General features: G+C 65.4%; 17 protein-coding genes. 9 read left to right on the forward strand and 8 right to left on the reverse strand.

Features of this window, described 5'->3' with window-relative positions:
* Positions 1-18 precede the first annotated feature (18 nt).
* From WC597_RS06095 to WC597_RS06115, 5 genes are all read right to left on the reverse strand, one after another.
* Positions 19-204, reverse strand: a complete 186-nt coding sequence (locus WC597_RS06095) for a hypothetical protein (protein ID WP_346497806.1) — start codon at positions 202-204, stop codon at positions 19-21.
* Entirely contained in the window at positions 205-1,317 is a 1,113-nt protein-coding gene (hppD, locus tag WC597_RS06100; RefSeq protein ID WP_372692409.1) for a 4-hydroxyphenylpyruvate dioxygenase, read from the reverse strand. It abuts the gene before it with no gap.
* 142 nt (positions 1,318-1,459) lie between these two features.
* Positions 1,460-2,575 (reverse strand): DUF5694 domain-containing protein, encoded by a 1,116-nt coding sequence (locus tag WC597_RS06105; protein ID WP_372692411.1) that lies wholly within the window; start codon positions 2,573-2,575, stop codon positions 1,460-1,462.
* 116 nt (positions 2,576-2,691) lie between these two features.
* Complete coding sequence (locus WC597_RS06110) at positions 2,692-4,284, reverse strand: hypothetical protein (protein ID WP_372692412.1); 1,593 nt, start codon at positions 4,282-4,284, stop codon at positions 2,692-2,694.
* Between the two features lie 82 nt (positions 4,285-4,366).
* Positions 4,367-5,002, reverse strand: coding sequence for an exopolysaccharide biosynthesis protein (locus WC597_RS06115; protein WP_372692413.1), 636 nt, complete (start codon positions 5,000-5,002; stop codon positions 4,367-4,369).
* 193 nt (positions 5,003-5,195) lie between these two features.
* Between WC597_RS06115 and WC597_RS06120 the strand changes: the two genes are divergently transcribed.
* The 3 genes from WC597_RS06120 to WC597_RS06130 are packed head-to-tail and all read left to right on the forward strand — an operon-like array spanning position 5,196 to position 6,926.
* The gene (locus tag WC597_RS06120; protein ID WP_372692414.1) at positions 5,196-5,771 is read left to right on the forward strand and encodes a YqaA family protein; all 576 of its coding nucleotides are present in this window, start codon (positions 5,196-5,198) and stop codon (positions 5,769-5,771) included.
* A 39-nt stretch (positions 5,772-5,810) separates the two neighbouring features.
* The gene (locus WC597_RS06125) at positions 5,811-6,356 is read left to right on the forward strand and encodes a disulfide bond formation protein B (RefSeq protein ID WP_372692416.1); all 546 of its coding nucleotides are present in this window, start codon (positions 5,811-5,813) and stop codon (positions 6,354-6,356) included.
* A gap of 6 nt (positions 6,357-6,362) precedes the next feature.
* Positions 6,363-6,926: a demethoxyubiquinone hydroxylase family protein gene (locus WC597_RS06130; RefSeq protein ID WP_372692417.1), complete on the forward strand. Its 564-nt coding sequence runs from the start codon at positions 6,363-6,365 to the stop codon at positions 6,924-6,926.
* Between the two features lie 175 nt (positions 6,927-7,101).
* On the opposite strand, the gene WC597_RS06135 is transcribed toward WC597_RS06130, so the two are convergent.
* Both WC597_RS06135 and WC597_RS06140 read right to left on the reverse strand, forming a co-directional pair.
* On the reverse strand, positions 7,102-8,304 hold the full coding sequence (locus WC597_RS06135) for an acetyl-CoA C-acyltransferase (RefSeq protein WP_372692418.1): 1,203 nt from the start codon (positions 8,302-8,304) through the stop codon (positions 7,102-7,104).
* A gap of 295 nt (positions 8,305-8,599) precedes the next feature.
* Positions 8,600-9,508, reverse strand: coding sequence for an SDR family NAD(P)-dependent oxidoreductase (locus WC597_RS06140; protein ID WP_372692419.1), 909 nt, complete (start codon positions 9,506-9,508; stop codon positions 8,600-8,602).
* Positions 9,509-9,662: 154 nt separating this feature from the next.
* On the opposite strand from WC597_RS06140, the gene WC597_RS06145 reads away from it, so the two are divergent.
* The 6 genes from WC597_RS06145 (at position 9,663) to aguB (ending at position 17,384) form a co-directional block, all read left to right on the forward strand.
* Entirely contained in the window at positions 9,663-10,817 is a 1,155-nt protein-coding gene (locus WC597_RS06145; RefSeq protein WP_372692421.1) for an outer membrane beta-barrel protein, read from the forward strand.
* 7 nt (positions 10,818-10,824) lie between these two features.
* Positions 10,825-11,115, forward strand: coding sequence for a hypothetical protein (locus WC597_RS06150; RefSeq protein ID WP_372692422.1), 291 nt, complete (start codon positions 10,825-10,827; stop codon positions 11,113-11,115).
* 272 nt (positions 11,116-11,387) lie between these two features.
* A complete protein-coding gene (locus WC597_RS06155) occupies positions 11,388-12,476 on the forward strand; it encodes a capsular biosynthesis protein (protein WP_372692423.1) in 1,089 nt (362 codons plus the stop codon).
* 188 nt (positions 12,477-12,664) lie between these two features.
* A complete protein-coding gene (locus WC597_RS06160; protein WP_372692424.1) occupies positions 12,665-15,343 on the forward strand; it encodes a TonB-dependent receptor in 2,679 nt (892 codons plus the stop codon).
* Between the two features lie 161 nt (positions 15,344-15,504).
* Complete coding sequence (locus WC597_RS06165) at positions 15,505-16,524, forward strand: agmatine deiminase family protein (RefSeq protein WP_372692426.1); 1,020 nt, start codon at positions 15,505-15,507, stop codon at positions 16,522-16,524.
* Positions 16,521-17,384 (forward strand): N-carbamoylputrescine amidase, encoded by an 864-nt coding sequence (aguB, locus tag WC597_RS06170; protein ID WP_372692427.1) that lies wholly within the window; start codon positions 16,521-16,523, stop codon positions 17,382-17,384. The genes WC597_RS06165 and aguB overlap by 4 nt, the downstream gene beginning before the upstream one ends.
* A 187-nt stretch (positions 17,385-17,571) precedes the next feature.
* Here the strand turns inward: aguB and WC597_RS06175 are convergent, their stop codons facing one another.
* Positions 17,572-18,312, reverse strand: a complete 741-nt coding sequence (locus WC597_RS06175) for an alpha/beta fold hydrolase (protein ID WP_372692428.1) — start codon at positions 18,310-18,312, stop codon at positions 17,572-17,574.
* Between the last annotated feature and the right edge of the window lie 42 nt (positions 18,313-18,354).

An 18,354-nucleotide genomic window follows, 5' to 3' on the forward strand; every position in this document is an offset into this window, starting at 1 on the left:
AGATGCGGCGCGACCGCGTCACCCCCGGTGGTGCAGCCGCTTCCACACCTGATAGCCGACGATGGGGGCGAAGCCGCAGAGGAGGGCGGCGATCAGGACCATCCAGAAGCCGCCGCCCAGCCAGTATTCGCCGGCCAGGGCCCCGGCGCCGGCCGCGAGGACCGGGCCGAGCCAGGGCAGCCAGGCGGGCGGCCGCATCTGCATTCAGGCGTCGACCTTGATGACGCCGCGACGAATCTGGTCCAGCTCGATGGAGTCGAACAGGGCCTGGAAGTTGCCGTTGCCAAAGCCCTCGTTGCCCTTCCTCTGAATGATCTCGAAGAAGATCGGGCCGAAGGTGTCCTGGGTGAAGATCTGCAGCAGCAGGCCGTCCTCGTCCGAGCCGTCGATCAGGATGCGGTTCTTGCGCATCCGCGCCACGTCGTGCCCGTGGTTGGGCAGGCGTTTGTCGATCAGTTCGAAATAGGTCTCGATGGTGTCCTGGAAATCGACGCCGCGTTCGCGCATGGCCTCGACCGTCTCGAAGATGTTCTCGGTGGTCAGGGCGATGTGCTGGATGCCTTCGCCGTTGTAGCGACGCAGGAATTCCTCGATCTGGGAATTGTCGTCCTGGCTCTCGTTCAGGGGGATGCGGATGGCGCGGTCGGGCGCGATCATGGCCTGTGAGAACAGGCCGGTGGCCTTGCCCTTGATATCGAAATACTTCTGCTCTTCGAAGTTGAAGACCGAGCCGTAGAAGCCGGACCAGGTGCGCATCTCGCCGCGACGCACGTTGTGGGTCAGGTGATCCAGGATTTCGAGGCCCATCGAATTCTTGCGCTCGGATTCCTCCCAGCCCTCGATCTCGTCCCAGGTGTCATACAGCGAACCGGCGTCGCCATACTGGTCGATGACGTAGAGCAGGCTGCCGCCTATGCCTTCCAGAATATAGGGATAGTCCCCGCCCAGAGCGCCGCCCGACACGCCTTGCGCCGGCTTGGCGCCGCGTTCGACCGCGCCCTCATAGGCGGCCTTGGCGTCGTTGGTGCGGAAGGCCATGCCGTTGGCGGACGGACCGTGATCCTTGGCGAAGGTCGCGGCCTGGCTCTCCGGACGATCCTGGGGCTTGCGGTGAACCAGGAAGCTGATGTCGCCCTGCTTCAGGCGGACCACGTCGGTCCTGGGGTTCACATGCGTCTGGGTGAAGCCCATCAGCTCCAGGCGCGAGATCATAGCCCTCGGTTCGGGGCCGGTGAATTCGACGAATTCGAAACCGTCGACGCCGAGGGGGTTTTCCTGGTCGAGCTTTTCGACCTGAGCCTGGGTCATGTCGTTCATGGCGCGTCTCCCGCACAGATTTTTGAGGCGGGCTTAACCGAAAGGGGCCGCCGATTGGCGCGGAACCTAGTCGCGGAAGACGACGGAGCCAAGACGAAGCCACGGGGACGTGATGAACAGCGCCCCGCAGCGCCGCATGCGATCAGCGCAGGACGGGTTCGGGATCGACCAGCCGGACGTCGTGCATCTGGTCCAGATAGGCCTCGTAGTAGCCCTTGTGCGCCGCGCCCACGATGGTCAGCATCCGCGTGCCGGGATAGCGACCCAGCACATCGCGTATGTTCGCCACCATCCGCAGATTCCGCGTTTCCCAGAAGCCGAGATAAATGCGGCCAAAGGCTTGTGGCGAGGGTTCCACCAACGTGGCCCCGAAATCGGATCGATAGGCCATCGCCGGAGCGTCCGGCGCATTATAGGCGCGGTACATCTGAAGGACGCCGTCGGGCTGGTCCAGGCCGGCGCTGAGACGGACGTCCTGCGCCCGACGGGCTGTGCTGGCGGGATTGTCCCAGGCGCCCATGATGGCGTCCTCGTTGGCCTTCTTCTCCACCGGGTCCGTCGGGTCCGGCGTGTCGGCGGAGTGATCGTCGACGCTCCACAGCCGCTCCAGTCCCAGCCGCGCCGCCAGAGGGGCGGAGATGAGATAGGTTTCGTTCGACCGATCCTTGATCCGGTTCAGCATTGCGACAAGGGCCTCGTTTAGCCCATCGCTCGCGATCCGGTCCTCGGGGGAAAGTCGAAGCCACTGGACCAGGGCCGATCCGCGCTCGCCGGCCGCCAGGAAAACACCCGCCAGATGACGCCGCTGGGCCGCTGTGGGTTGGACGGGCCATGCCGCCAGAAGCCGTTCGGCCTCGGCGTTGGCGGCGGGCACGTCCAAGCCGGTCGCCAAGGCGGCGGGGGCGGGATCCCAGCAATAGGTCTCGACTGTCTCGGCATAGCGCGCCGGATAGCGACGCAGGCTGTCGCACTGCAGACCCGACAGGTCTTCCGTCGCAATAGCGGTGGGTTTCCAGGCCGCCAGCCGGTCCAACAGGGGCGACAAGCTCTCGGCCTTGAAGCCGTCGCCGAGGTTCGACAGGTGGGGCGTGCCCAGCACCAACACCTCGTTCAGCGCGCCGGCGGGCGGCCCCTTCAACTGATCGGGATGGAAGGACTGGCGATAATCCTGAGCGGCGGCTGGCAGCGCGGCCGTCAGCAGGACGCCGACGCCAAGTGCGGCGAGTAGGGTGCGCGAGGAACGAAGATGCAAAGCCATGACACGCCGTGAAAGAAACCTGAGAAAGATCGACCGCCGGTCGACCATTTCACCTTTCAACGGATGTCGGCCTGGCACCCGTTAAATCTTGGACATTTATGGCGGCGCTTGCACCGTCAGACGGGTCGCGCCTTCATATCCGGCATCGCATCCACGGCCCAGACGTCCGGGGCTTGAAGCGGGGCCTTGCAGACGGCCTCGACGGTCTTGCCGTCCGACAGTCGGTAACGGACCGGCAGGTTTTCGGCGCATCGGGCCTGGACGGCCTGGAAGACGCCCTGACTGTTCGACATGGGGTCCAGATCTTCGATCGCGACGACGACGGGATCGCCAGACAGGGCGCCGCATCGATCGCCGGAGTCCAGCTTGATCCGGCCGTTATCGATTGAAAAGCCGCCCTGGCCGCCACAGTTCTGATCGACCATGTGGAAAAGGGCGGCCTGGCGAAGGTCACGCGGGCTGGGCCTATCGACCAGGGTGACGCCGAGGGCGGCCAGGCGCGTCTGGATGCCAGCCCAGCGTTCCGGACCCGGACCGTCCAGCAGGACGGCTACGGCGGTGTCTGGCGTCAGGCGGTTGCGGAAGTCCGCCACCCCATAGCCGTCTCCCGCGCGACCGGACTGAAGGATGGCTTTCCAGGTGTCGAAGATGTCTGTGCGGTCATCGGAGGCGCGGCGGGTCTCCAGGTCCGCGATCCACTGCACGACAACGCCGCAGTTGTAGATGGCGTTTGCAGTGCGCAAGCGCTGCTCGGCGTCAGCGCGGTCGCTCAGGGCGGCGCGGCAGCCGTTCAGCCGTCGCGCCAGCGAGGTCTTCAACTGGGCCTCGTCGATCGTTCCCGTGGACAGGGCGGCGATCAATGCGCCGTATTCGGCTCCGCCCTCATGCAGCCACGGCGCGCTGGCGCCGTCCTTGGTCGTCACCGCATGGCTGTTCCACAGGTGCAGCGTCTCGTGCCACACGAAGGTCGAGAGCTGTTCGGTCACATCGAGCGGGGGCGCGGACCAGTCCGAGCCGTGAAAGCGCAGGGAGATGACGCCATTGTCGGTCACAACGCCCCGAAACGTCGTCGGGCCGGGGCTGTCGGTAGTGACGATCAGGGTCGGCGCATAGGGCAGATCGCGGCCGAGACGAGCGCCATAGAATCCCTGGGCCGCTAGAAATCCATCTCTCATCGCAGTCCGTAGGGACGCAGGAACGGTATCCCCGACGACGACCACGCCGCCGTCATCCTGTGTCACGGCCGACGTCGGTCCGACATAGACGTAGCTTTGGATCGCGTTGGTTTGAGGCGTGACGGTTTCACCGTCGGCGGCCCTCACGGTCAGTTCGGCGTCCATGTCCTTCAGCGCCAGCGCGGGTCCGTAAAGGCTCTGGCCCGATCCGACCCGCACCAGCCCAATATAGACGCGGTCCACCTCGGCCGCGTCAGGGGCGATAAGGATGTCGAAAGCATCGAACGGCCTGTCGGACCTCACGACGCCGTCCGAGAGCGACAGGCCCGGTGTTCTGACCGTCCAGAGGGTGCGGACGATTTCCTGATCCAGGAAGGCGACCTCGTTCGTCAGCTGGGCAAGCTTCCAGGTCACCAGAACGCCGCCCGGCGCGGTGCGGGCCTCGATCGTCGCGGCCTGCTGGGCATAGGCCGGGGCGGCGGCTCCGAAAGCGAGGCCGAGGGCGGCGACAAGGCCGATCAGATTCGAGTTCAAATGTTCAGGCTCCCACGATCAAGCGTGAGCATACTGGCCAGAACAACTAGGGCGATTTGACGGCGAATCTTTCAAGGTTGCGTCAGCCCGGCAGCCAGCGCGTCGCCCATTCGGCGCCCATCAGCAGGCCGGTCGCCAGCACGCCCAAAATGGTCACCCATACGGTCGTGACGGCGGTTCCGGCCAGGACGAACAGGCCGTCGCGCTGGATCAGGCCGACAGACAACAGGGCCAGGGCGACCGACGGGATGGTGTTGGTCAGGGGCATGACGATGGTCAGGGTGGCCAGGATCATGAAGACGGCCGCCAGCTTCTCGCCCGGCCCGTCGGCGAAGCGGCGCAGGCGGGGGCGCGACAGCCGGTCGATCCAGCCCAGCTTCGTCTCGGCGAAATCGGCCATGGCCTTCAGCCAGACGCCCTTGCAGCGCAGGTTCAGGAACCAGCGCGGCAGCCACGGCTCCTCGCGCCCGACCAGCATCTGGCCCGCCAGCAGGATGACGATCAGTCCGACGACTTGCGGCACGCCGTAGAGGCCGGGCACCAGGCACGGGATGGAGAGGAGCAGGATCAGCAGCCCATAGGCGCGCTCGTCCAGCCGGTCGCGGATCTCGTGCAGGGTCAGGCCCGCGTCGCCGCCGTCGTCCGCCAGCCGCCGCAAGAGGCGGGTGACGTTATGGCTGACATCGTCCTGTTTTCCGGGGGAGAGGGTGGGCGTCATGCGATCCGATTAGGGGGTTGAAGCACAGACTGCGAGCGGTGCGATGTCGCACAATCCCCGCATGACGGCGGATGTTCCCGTCGACCTTGCCGCCCAGGCTTGTTTTGGGGACTTGTCGTGCTCGCGGCGCGCCGCGAGACCGTGACGGCGCCGCCCGGCGTTGCTAGGGACGACGTTCGTCTCGGGGATTTTCATGCTTCGCCAGCTTTACGACCGCGTCTTCGATCTGGCGCGCAGCCGCCATGCGACGAAGGCCCTGGCCGTCGTGTCGTTCGCCGAGAGCTCGTTCTTTCCCATTCCGCCCGACGTGATGCTGGCGCCGATGATCCTGGCGCGGCCGGAGCGGGCCTATTTCTATGCCGCCGTCTGCACCGTCGCCTCGGTGCTGGGCGGAATACTGGGCTATGCGATCGGCTATTTCCTGACCGACGTGGGCCTGGCGATGATGCGGCTGCTGGGCCATTCGGACGGGCTGGCGCAGTTCCGCGCCTGGTTCGATCAGTGGGGTCTGTGGGTCATATTGATCAAGGGTCTGACGCCGATCCCCTACAAGCTGGTGACCATCGCCTCGGGCCTGGCGGCGTTCAGCTTTCCGGTCTTCATGGCCGCGTCGTTAGCGACGCGGGGCGGGCGGTTCTTCCTGGAGGCGTGGATCCTGAAACGCTGGGGTCCGGCCATGCTGGCGCAGGTGGAAAAGCGGCTGGCCCTGTGGAGCGTGATCGGCGTGGTCGCCCTGGTGGGGCTGATCGTCGTCCTAAAGCTTCTGTAAGTCGACGCGGCCGCAGGAGCGGGCTAAGACCGTTTCAAGATGATCGATGTCTATCGCCTTCTGACCCGTTGGTGGACCGCCTTCGCCCTGGCCGCGTCGTTGGCCATGCTGGGCGCGGCCCATGCGTTTCAGCGGTTCGGCGGGCTTGAGCCCTGCAACCTTTGCCTGAAACAGCGTGAGGCCTATTGGGGCGCGGTCGTGGTGGCGGCGGTCGCAACGGCCTGGACCCTGATCAGCGGCAGCCGACGCGGCACGCCACGCATCGCCGCCTTCCTGCTGGCGGCGATCTTCGCCACCGGGGCCGTGACGGCCATCTTCCACATGGGGGGCGAATACAGGTGGTGGGCCTTGCCCGCGACCTGTTCGTCGGTCGGCGGATCGGTCGATATGGACAGTCTGACGGCCCTGGCCATGGGCACAGGGCCGGTGGTCAAGGTGATCGGTTGCGGCGATGTGGCCTGGAGCTGGCTGGGCCTGTCGATGGCCGGATGGAACGCCATCGTCGCCTCGGCGCTTGCGGTGTTCAGCCTGCTGGCCGCCAAACGCCCCAAGGACGCCCGCGCGCCCCGTATCGAAAAGGCCTGACCTGACATGAGCGGCTCCATTCCTCTTCCTCGTCCTGGACGCGGCGCCGACAAGGCGCGGATGGACGAGATCCTGCGGGTCGATCACGCAGGGGAATACGCCGCAGTCCTGATCTATCGCGCACAGAAGGCGGTGTTCGAAGGCCGCAAGGGCAAGGGCGAGATCGTCCATGACCTGGGCGAGATGCAAGACCAGGAGGCGGTGCATCTGGCGCGCTTCGACCGGCTGCTGAACGAGCGGCGGGTGCGTCCCACGGTGATGACGCCCCTGTGGCGGATCGCCGCCTCGGCCCTGGGCGCCGGCACGGCCCTGATGGGCGAGAAGGCGGCGCACGCCTGCACCGAGGCGGTCGAGAGCGTCATCGAGAAACACTATGCCGACCAGATCGCCGAAATTGGCGACCGCGACCCGGCCCTGGCGGCTGAACTGAAACAGTTCCGCGACGAGGAACTCGCGCACCACGACCACGCCATCGAGCACGGCAGCCGCGAGGCGCCGGCCTATCGGCTGCTGAGCGGGGTGATCAGGGCGGGATGCAAGGCGGCGATCAAGGTCAGCGAACGGGTTTAGCTTTCTTTCGTCATCCTCCGGCAAGCCGCTTGCGGCGCAGACCGGGGGACCTAGCGGCGCGCGAGAGCGCGAACCTGTCGCGAGAACGAATCTTGCCGCATCGTGCGGCGGACGCATCGCCTTCGGCGCCGCTGGGTCCCCCGGTTCCGCTTCGCGGCCCGGAGGATGACGAAAATCAGTAAATCTCGAACAGGCCCGCCGCGCCCATGCCGCCGCCGATGCACATGGTGACGACGCCGTATTTGGCGCCGCGGCGCTTGCCCTCGATCAGGACGTGGCCGGTCATGCGGGCGCCGGACATGCCATAGGGGTGGCCGATGGAGATGGCGCCGCCCGACACGTTCAGCAGTTCGTCGGGGATGCCCAGCGTGTCGCGGCAATGGAGCACCTGGACCGCGAAGGCCTCGTTAAGCTCCCAGATGCCGATGTCGTCGACCGTCAGGCCGTGGCGTTTCAGCAGTTTGGGCACCGCATAGACCGGGCCGATGCCCATCTCGTCCGGCTCGCAGCCCGCGACGGCCATGCCGCGATAGACGCCCAGCGGCTGAAGGTTGCGCTTCACCGCCTCGCCGGCCTCCATGATCACGCAGGCCGAGGCGCCGTCCGACAGCTGTGAGGCGTTGCCGGCGGTGATGAATTCGCCCTGCTGGATTTCCTCGCCGGCGCCGAACACGGGCTTCAGCGACTTCAGGCCCTCCAGGGTGGTTTCGGGCCGGTTGCCCTCGTCCTTCGACAGTGTCACCTCTTTGGATGAGGTCTCGCCGGTCGCCTTGTCCGTGACCAGCATGGAGGTGGTCATCGGCACGATCTCGGCGTCGAACCGGCCCGCCTCCTGCGCTGCCGCCGTCCGCTGCTGGGACTGCAGCGCATATTCGTCCTGGCGGTCGCGGTCGATGCCATAGCGCCGGGCCACGACCTCGGCCGTCTCCAACATCGACATATACATGTGGGGCGCCAGCTTCAGCAGGGCCTCGTCCTTGCCGCGGTACAGGTTCATGTGCTGGTTCTGGACCAGGGAGATGCTTTCCAGCCCGCCGCCGACCGCCATCTTCTGCTGGTCGAAGACCACCTGTTTGGCCGCCGTGGCGATGCCCATCAGGCCCGAGGCGCACTGGCGGTCCAGGCTCATGCCGGGGACGGTCGAGGGCAGGCCGGCGGCCAGGGCGATCTGGCGCGCCACGTTCGTGCCGGTGGAGCCCTGTTGCAGGGCCGCGCCCATGACGACATCCTCGATCTCGGCCGGATCGACGCCGGCACGGGCCACGGCGTGTTTCACCGCATGGGCGCCCAGCTGCTGGGCCTGGGTGTCGTTGAAGGCCCCGCGATAGGCCCGGCCGATCGGGGTGCGGGCGGTGGAGACGATGACGGCTTCGCGCATGAGCTTTCCTCCTGGGGCTATCGCCCTTCGGGCTACTTGAGCCCATTTGTGTTTGGCCTATCGCGCTTTGCGCTGCTTGAGGCCGGTTTCCTCTGGAAGGAAGTTAGGTGCCTGACCCCACGTCAACGCAACCCTCTCCCGGCGGGAGAGGGCTTGAGCACACGGCAGCGTCAGCCGTCGTCCTTGTGCGAAAGGGTGAGGGGTTAGGCTGTGCGACGCGATTGACACGTACCCCCCCCTCATCCGGCGCTACGGGCCACCTTCTCCCCATGGGAGAAGGGGCAGGATCAGATCGTCAGCCTCCGTGCGCTTTTTGGGCCTTGGTCAGTTCGATCATGCCTTGGGCCGCGCCCATCTCGGGGACGATCTCTCCGGCGCGGTCCGATATGGCGTCGAAGCGGGCGGCGACCTGTTCGGGCGCATCCTCGCCGGTGATGAAGTCGCCTTTGGTCAGGGTGACATAGGCGCGTTCGAAACCGCCGGCGCCGGCGGCCAGGATGGCGCGGCTGGGGGCGTCCTGACTGACCAGATACAGAAGGCTCGGCGTCACCAGGGCAGGGGACAGGGCCTCCAGCGGCAGGGCGGCGCCTAGGTCCTCGGTCATGCGGGTGTGGGCGGTGGGCGCCAGGCAGTTGACGCGGATGTCGTTCTTGGCCCCCTCGATGGACAGCGTCTGCATCAGACCGACCAGGGCCATCTTGGCTGCGCCATAGTTCGACTGGCCGAAGTTGCCGTACAGGCCCGACGACGAGGTGGTCATCACGATGCGGCCGTAGTTCTGCCCCCGCATGATCTCCCACACCGCCTTGGTGCAGTTGACCGCCCCCATCAGGTGGACATCGACGACGAAGCGGAAATCCTCGATCTCCATCTTGGCGAAGGTCTTGTCGCGCAGGACGCCGGCGTTGTTGACCAGAATGTCGATCCGGCCCCATTTCGCCATCGCCTGACCGACCATGGCCTGGACCGCCGCGAAGTCGGTGACGGACGCCGCATTGGCGATGGCCTCGCCGCCCGCCGCCTCGATTTCGGCCACGACCGCCTCGGCGGCGCTGGCTGATCCGCCTGAGCCGTCGCGCGCGCCGCCCAGGTCGTTGACCACCACCTTGGCCCCCCGCGCCGCCAGCGCCAAAGCGTGCTCGCGCCCCAGCCCGCCGCCGGCCCCCGTCACGATCGCCACCTGTCCGTCGAACCGCATCGCCATAATCTATTCCTTTCGCAGGCGCCCAATGTGTTGAAACGGCGCCACAGTCGACACAATCCTAATCCGAGAGCGGAACCGGACGCCAGCCATGCCGTTCGGCTCGGGAACGCTGTGCCAATGCGCAGCTTCGCGCAATTCACACAGTGAGGAAGCTATGAAGCTCAAACTTCTCGCCTCTGTCGCCGCAGCCGGGCTGTTCGCAGCCGGAGCCGCATCGGCAGAACCCAATGGTTGGTACGGGGCGGTCGACGCCGGTTATCAATGGATCGACGACATCAACGCCGAGTCGTCCACGACCGGCGCGTCGTGGAACTATGAAGTCAACGACGGCTGGGCGGCGTTTGCCCGTCTCGGCTACCGCTTCAATCCCAACTGGCGTGCGGAACTCGAAGGCGGCTATCGCTCGGGCGATGTCGGCACCGTTCGCGCCGTTTCGGGCACGCAGGGCCTTTGCAACTTCACCCCGGCGACGGGCGGTTGCTTCTCTCCTGAAGGCGACATCGAATCCGTCACCCTGATGGCGAACGTCATCTATGATTTCGGTTACGAAGCCTGGGGCATCCGTCCCTTCGTCGGCCTCGGCGCTGGTGTGAACCGCGTCAAGACGGACTTGACGGGCAACCTGCGCGCCAACCGTGGCGCGACCTTCACGGCCGATGACGACTCGACCAAGTTCGCCGCTCAGGCGATCGCTGGTCTGGCCTGGGCTGTGGGCGACCGCACCAATATCGACCTGACCTACCGCTATCTGACGGGCGACGCTGGTTTCGCCTCGACGACGGTCGGCACGGGCGTCGGCGCCACGCAGTTCGGCGAATGGGACGGCGACTACGATCAGTCGCACACCGTGACCCTGGGTCTGCGCTACAGCTTCGGTGCGGAAGATGCACCGCCGCCGCCGCCTCCCCCGCCTCCTCCGCCCCCGCCGCCTCCTCCGCCCCCGCCGCCCCCGCCGCCGGTCGCTCAGACCCCGGTCGCTCGCCAGTTCGTGGTTTACTTCGACTGGGATCGCTCGGACCTGACCGCAGAAGCCCGTTCGGTGGTGACGCAGGCTGCCAACTACGCCAAGTCGGGTCGTCCGACGCGCGTCGTGATCGTCGGCTACACCGACACCTCGGGTTCGGCCGCCTATAACCTGGGTCTGTCCAACCGCCGTTCGCGCACCGTCGCGGACTCGCTGGTTGCTGCAGGCGTCAACGGCGGCGTCATCGCCCTCGACGGCAAGGGCGAAACCAACCTGGCCAAGCCGACCGCCGACGGTGTGCGTGAACCGCTCAACCGCCGCGCGACCATCGACATCAACTTCTAAGACCTGCGTGGAAGCCGGTCTGGATTTCCAGACCGGCGACCTGTGGTTCATGGAAACCATTGATTTCGAAGTATCGAGCCGTCGTCGCCATCAAGGTGGCGGCGGCTTTGATGTTAAAAAGCCTCGCTTCACGATCGGTGTCGGTAAACCGCTACATCGCCGCCGATTTCGGTTGATCGTCTCCGATTGCCGCGACAAAAGAGCGATAATGATGCTCGTCCGTAAACGCCCTGATTGTGCCGAGTTTCTGGTGCTGCGGTTTCCAGCTATTGGGTCGCGCCCGATAGGGGCGGCGTAATGGTTGAGTTGCGCTCTTCTTCCCGATTGCTTTCGGCCCGCCGTCGCCGCCGCTATCGGCTTCGCGCCGAGCTGACCCGCCCGGATGCGCATGTGCGTTCGCGCGGTCCGCAAACCGCGACATCTGCGGTTGTTTCTTCATTTCCGACATCCGTCCGGCGCAGTGACGTGGGCTTGGCAGGCCGAAGCTTTCTGATCGTTTCCGCTCCGTTCGGATCCTTCGGTACGGCGCTGGCTTCTGTTCTTGAGGGGCGAGGGGCGACCGTCAGCCGCATGATCTTCAACGCCGGCGACGCCATGAATTGGCGACGGCCCGGCCGTCTGGTGTTCAAGGCTGATCCCCAGGCTTGGGCCGATGGGTTGTCCGAGCTTGCTTCGCGTTTCACCGACATCATCGTGTTCGGCGAAGCCGGACCGTACAACAAGGCCGTCCTGACAGCTGCAGAGACCCTGTCCTCACGCGTGTGGGTCCTGGAAAACGGCTATTTCCGACCCGACTGGGTGACGGTGGAGCGTAACGGCGTCAATGGCTCCAGCGCCTTGCCGCGGTTCCGCGACGGCTATCCCGAGCCTGCGCCCCGCCTGCCAGAGCCTGTGGCGGTCGGCAAGATACTGCCTCACCACGTGGCCAACATCAGCGCTTATCACGCCGCCCAGATCATCGGCGGCGCGCTGTTCCCCCATTATGCCGCGCCCTATGTCTTCTCGCCGCTGAAACAGTGCGTCGGCCATATCCGTCGCTATGTCAGTCTGGCCTTCCGCAGGGCCGAGAACTGCGACGCCGATGTCATAAAGGCGCGGGGAGACTTCTTCATCGCCTGCCTGCAGCGCGAGGGCGACGCCCAGCTTCTGCAGTATTCGCGCTACGCCGACAACCGCGCCTTCCTGACGGCGGTCATCGCCAGCTTCGCCGCCAAGGCGCCCGCTGGCGCGCGGCTTGTGGTCAAGAACCATCCGCTGGATCCGGGTCTTGTGAACCTGCGGGCCGTGACGCTTCGTCTGGCCGAGGCGCACGGGTTGGCTGGCCGTGTCGATTTCATCGATGGCGGCAATCTGGCCGCCCTGTGTCGCGCATCGCAGGGCATGGTGGTCAACAACTCCAGCGCCGCCCTGTCCGCGCTGGGCTTCCACACGCCCGTCAAGGTCATGGGCGACGCCTTCTTCGATTTCGACGGCCTGACCGACCAGCAGCCGATCGACGCCTTCTGGTCTGCGCCCCAGGCGCCCGACACCGCGCTGTTCACCCGCTTCCGCGCCCATGTGATCGCCCAGAGCCAGGTGAACGGCAACTTCCACGAGCCCCACGCCATCCTGCCCACGGCGCGTGGAATTGCGGACGTGTTCGAGCGCGTATCGGGCTGACGGCTCACTGATATGCTCCGCCTGTCAGAGGGGTGTGGCGCCAACACCACTCCTCTGCCGCTGTCATTTCCCTGTCACATAACTGTCGTCCCAGGGTTCAACATGAGTCCTAGAGGGGGCTGGATTGCGACAGGCGATGGCCGTCTGCCGCCCAGGCCATTGGCGCCGTCCATCTGGGGATAGATGTAATGAACAACCGCAAAAGCCTGATCTGGGCGACCACCGCCCTCGTGGGCTCGCTCGCCTTCGTCGGCGCCGCCTCCGCCCAATCGACCGGCACGGAAGCGACCGAGGTTCAGGAAGTCGTCGTTACTGGCACGCGCGCTCCACGCGCTATTTCCGGCGTCACCGCTGAAACCGCCCCCAAGACCCGCTCAAGCATCAACCAGGAATTCATCGGCACCCAGGCGTCGGGTCAGACGATCCTTCAAAGCCTGAACCTAGTGCCCGGCTTGAACTTCGTGAACTCCGACCCGTACGGCAACTCGGGCGGTAATATTCGTCTGCGCGGCTTCGACGGCAATCGCGTGTCGGTCACGTTCGACGGCATGCCACTGAACGACACCGGCAACTACGCCTCCTACACGAACCAGCTGCTTGATTCAGAACTGATCGAGCGTGCGACGGTTAATCAGGGCACTGCGGACGTCGATAGCCCGACGGCTTCGGCGACGGGCGGCACCATCGCCTATCGTTCTTCGACGCCTCTGGATGTCCGGCGTCTGCAGATCAATACGGCAATCGGATCGTTCAACTACAAGCGCATGTTCGCACGGGTTGATTCCGGTGAGTTCGGTCCCTGGGGCACGACGGCCTATCTTACGGCTTCCTATACGAACTACGACAAGTTCAAGGGGTCGGGCGAACTTGAGAAGACTCAGTTCAACGGAAAGCTCTATCAGGATCTGGGCGAGGGAAACTTCGCCAGCATCGCTGCTCACTGGAACATCAACCGCAACAACCAGTACAATAACCTCATCACAAAGGCGCAGTTCGAGAACAACTCGTTCCTCGAAAACGACGCCGCCTGCGTCACTCCGGTCGGCGTCGGCGGAACGGTTCAGGATGAAAACACCCAGAGCCAGCGCGTTTTGAGCGACGGTTCCACCGCGCTGGGAAGCTGCTCCAACTACCACGGCCTGCGCATCAATCCGTCCAACACGGGCAACATCCGCGGTCAGTTCAGCTACGGTCTGACGGACAAGATCCGCCTGACGATCGACCCCTCGTTCCAATATACGATCGCCAACGGCGGCGGTTATACGCTCTTCCAAGAGCGTGACGACCGTTTGGATCGCAACTCCGCCAACAACAACAGCGCCACCGGCCTGTCGGCCATCACCAACGCTCAGTGCGCCAATGCCACCTTCAATGCGACCGGCGTGGACCTGAACGGCGACGGCGACAGCTGCGACAACGTGGGCCTGTATACGCCCAGCAACACGAACACTCACCGTTATGGCCTGACCAGCTCGCTGATCTGGAACATCACGGACACCCAGCGTCTGCGCGTCGCTTACACCTTGGATTACGGACGTCACCGCCAGACCGGCGAAGCGATCCGTTTTGGCCGCGACAGCGAGCCGAGCAATCCGTTCGCGGGCCAAGAGCGTTGGGGTGACAAGGATGCACGCATCATCGGTCGTGACGGATCCATTCTGCGCAGCCGCGATCGCTTCTCGATCGCTCAGCTGAACCAGGTCGCAGTCGAGTATGTGGGCGAGTTCTTCGATCGTGCTCTGACGGTCAACCTCGGCGTCCGTGCGCCGTTCTTCGAACGTCAGCTGAACCAGTACTGCTACTCGCAGAACGGCAGCTCGACCGTGCGCTGCACGACCGAAGCGCCGGCAAGCACCCTTACCAACGGCAACGTCACCTTCGCCTCGACCGGCACGACCCCCTGGATCCCGCCTTACGCCGCTACGGTCAAGTTCGACGACGTCCTGCCGAATGTCGGCGCCGTCTATCGCTTTGGCGGCGGCAACAGTGTCTACGCCAGCTATGCCGAAGGCATCTCGGTGCCGCGCACCGATAACCTGTATCAGCCGGTCCGTAACCCGACGACGAACGCCATCGACTTCTCGACAGTTCAACCCGAAACGACCAAGACCTACGATCTCGGTTATCGCTATCGTTCGGACCGGGTCATCGGTTCGGTCGCCGTATGGTACACCGAGTTCGAGAACCGCATCGTTTCGTCGCTGGACAACGACATCACCTCGCCGACCTTCGGCTTCAGCGTTGACCGCAACGTCGGCGCCGTGAAGCAAAAAGGTATCGATGCGCAGATCGGCTATGTCCTGAACGAGCAATGGACGATCAACGCGTCCGCCTCGTACAACGACAGCGAGTTGCAGGATAACCTGTTCATCGGCAACTTCGCTTGCACCAGCGCCAACCAGGTCGCCGGATCGACGCCTGCCTGCCCGACGGCTCCGGCTGCGGCTCTGCTGATCCCGCAGTTCCTGCAAACCCAGGGCAAGAAGGTCGTCGAGACGCCGGATTGGACCTTCTCGACCCGCGTCGATTGGGATCCGACCGAAAACTTCCACGTCGGCCTTCAAGCAAAATATGTCGGCGACCGTTTCGCCACCGACGTCAACGATGAAGTGGCGCCGTCGTATATCGTCGCCGATCTGTATGTTCGCTACGACCTGCCGAACATCTCCATCCAAGGCGCCTACGTTCAGTTGAACGTGACTAACCTGTTCGACGAAGACTATCTGGGCAACATCTCCCAAGGGAACAACGGTCTGGCCGCCAGCGTCAGCAGTGATCCCCGCGTGCCGCTGCGCGGAGGAGTGGCTCGCACCTACTCGCTCGGTTCGCCGCGCACCGTGCAGATGACGGTTGGTTTGAAGTTCTAAGCGAACGACAGGCTGACGACGAAGGGCGGTCCGTTCGCGGGCCGCCCTTTTTCTTTGCCGAAAAGTCGCGGCGTTGAAGTCGGGGGCGGGAGGGGCCATATGGCGCGGCTCGCGTTTCGTCCCGGATATCCGCCGGAACTCCAGACAGGATCAGTTCGCCGATGACCGCCGCCATCTCCGCTCCCATCCCTGCCGAATGGGCTCCGCACCGCGCCATGTGGGTGGGCTGGCCCAGCCATGCGGAATACTGGTTCGAGGCGCTGGAGCAGGCGCAGGACGAGGTCGAGGGGCTGGTACGGGCGCTGGCGGGGCCTGGGCGTGAGCAGGTCAAGCTGATGGTCGGCAAGGCCGATGTGCTGGCGGACGCCCAGTCGCGCTTTGAGGACGTGGAGAATGTCGAGGTCGTGGCCGGCGAGTTCGGCGACATCTGGCTGCGCGATACAGGCCCGATCTTCGGCGCGGGATCGAAGACGGCGGCGGCGTTCAAGTTCAACGGCTGGGGCGGGAAATACGACATGCCGGGCGACGATCTGGTCGCGGGCCAGATCGGCGAACATTCGGGCGTGGCCCTGACCTGGAACGACTTCGTCATGGAGGGCGGGTCTCTGGATCATGACGGGGAAGGGACGGTCCTGACGACGCGCCAATGCCTGTTGAACCCGAACCGCAACCCGGCCTGGAACCAGGACGAAGCGGTCGCGACCGCTGAACTGGAAAAGGCCATAGCGGCCAAAGCCGTGCTGTGGCTGGGCGACGGTTTGCTGAACGACCACACCGACGGCCATGTCGACAACCTGGCGCGGTTCGTCGCGCCGGGCGTGGTGGCCTGCCCGGTCGCCTGGGGCCGCAACGACCCGAACGCCGAGGTCTATGATGCCACCGCGCGCGATCTGTCGGCCATGACCGACGCTGCTGGGCGAACGCTCCGTGTGCTGAGGATCCCGTCGCCGGGCCTGGTCCTGGACGAGGACGAACGGCCGATCCCGGCCAGCCACATGAACTTCCTGATCGCCAACGGCGCCGTCGTGGTGCCGACCTATGGCGACGACGAGGCCGCGCGTTTCGCCTGTGAAGCCCTGGCGACCGCCTTTCCCGATCGCGAGATCATCCCGCTGCCGTCGATGGCCATCCTGACCGGCGGCGGCTCGTTCCACTGCATCTCCCAGCAGGAGCCCGCATGACCCGCAACATCACCGTCGCCGGCATCCAGACCTCGTATGGCGAGGACATGCAGGCCAACATCAAGAAGACCATCGACTTCGTGCGCGAGGCGGCGGGCAAGGGCGCGCAGGTGATCCTGCCGTCGGAACTGTTCCAGGGGCCGTATTTCTGCGTCTCGCAGGAAGAGCACTGGTTCACCCAGGCCTATGCGTGGCGCGAGCATCCGTGCGTCACCGCCCTGTCGCCGGTGGCCAAGGAACTGGGCGTGGCCATTCCGGTCTCGATCTTCGAGAAGGACGGGCCGCAGTATTACAACTCGCTGGTCATGCTGGATGCGGACGGCGAGGCGCTGGGGATCTATCGCAAGAGCCACATCCCCGACGGCCCCGGCTATCAGGAGAAGTATTATTTCCGGCCGGGCGATACGGGCTTCAAGGTCTGGAACACCCGATTCGGAAAGGTCGGGGTCGGCATCTGTTGGGACCAGTGGTTCCCGGAAGCGGCGCGGGCGATGATGCTGATGGGCGCAGACGTCCTGATGTATCCGACCGCCATCGGCACCGAGCCGCATGATGCGGACCTGCAGACCGCCGAACCGTGGCGGCGCGCGATGCAGGGACACGCCGTGTCCAACGCCGTGCCTGTCGTCGGCGCCAACCGGATCGGGCACGAGACGGTGACGGACGTGGGCCAAACTTTCTACGGCCATTCCTTCATCGCCGATCAGCGTGGCGATCTGGTCGAGAGCCTGGGCGCCGAGGAGGAGGGGGTGCTGGTCCACCGCTTCGACCTGGATGCGCTGGACAAGTATCGCGCGGCCTGGGGGTTCTTCCGGGATCGGCGGACAGATCTGTATGGGGCGCTGACGGGCGGGAGATAGGTCCCCTTTGTCATTCTCCGGCGAGCGTAGCGAGACCGCGGAACCCAGCGGCGCGCGACAGCGCGAACCTGTCGCGAACGAGGTTTTTGCAGTGGTGCGGCGGACGCATCGCCTTCGGCGCCGCTGGGTCCTCCGGTCTGCGCCGTGAAGGCGCGGCTTGCCGGAGGATGACGAAAGGGTTGGTTGGTTAGGCGCGCATCGCCTCCACCGCCGCGACCAGCCGGTCGAGGTCGACAGGGGTCGAAAGCCGGTGATCGCCGCCTTCGATCAGGTCCAGGCGCGCGTCGCCGCCGGTCAGGCGTTCGACCAGTTCGATCTGATGGCGCCAGGGCACGACGTCGTCGGCGCGGCCCTGGAGCACATGGACCGGCGCGGCGATGTCGATCACGCCGTCCAGCAGCAGCCAGTCGCGCGCCTCTTCGAACATGCGCCGCGTCAGGACGTATTCGCCCAGGCCGTCCTCGACGATCAGGGTCTCGCCTTCGCGCAGGATAGCCTGGCGCTCGTGGTCGGCCAGGCCGGGCCACATCAGGCGTTCGGTGAAATCCTGGGCCGGATTGATCAGGACCAGCCCCTTGATCCGTTCCGGCCGCGCCAGGGTCGCCAGCAGCGAGACCCAGCCGCCCATCGATGAGCCGACCGGGATGACCGGGCCGGACAGGCTGTCGATCAGGGCGATGGCGTCCTCGCGCCAGCGGCCGATGGTGGCCTGGCGCCAGTCGCCGGAGGACTGGCCGTGGGCGAAATGGTCGTAGCGGACGAAGTTCCAGCCGCGCTCGCGTGCGGCCGCCTCCAGCGCCAGGGCCTTGGTCCCCTCCATGTCCGAGCGGAAGCCGCCGACCCAGATCACGGTCGGGCCGTCGCCCTTAGTGTGGCGGAAGGCCAGGGTTTCGCCGTCGGGGCGGGACAGGTGCTGGATGTCGGTCATAGTCCCTTTGTGCCGCGACTTTGAGGCTCCGTCACCCTTGAC

The sequence above is a fragment of the Brevundimonas sp. genome (genome assembly GCF_041648115.1).
GTDB lineage: Bacteria > Pseudomonadota > Alphaproteobacteria > Caulobacterales > Caulobacteraceae > Brevundimonas.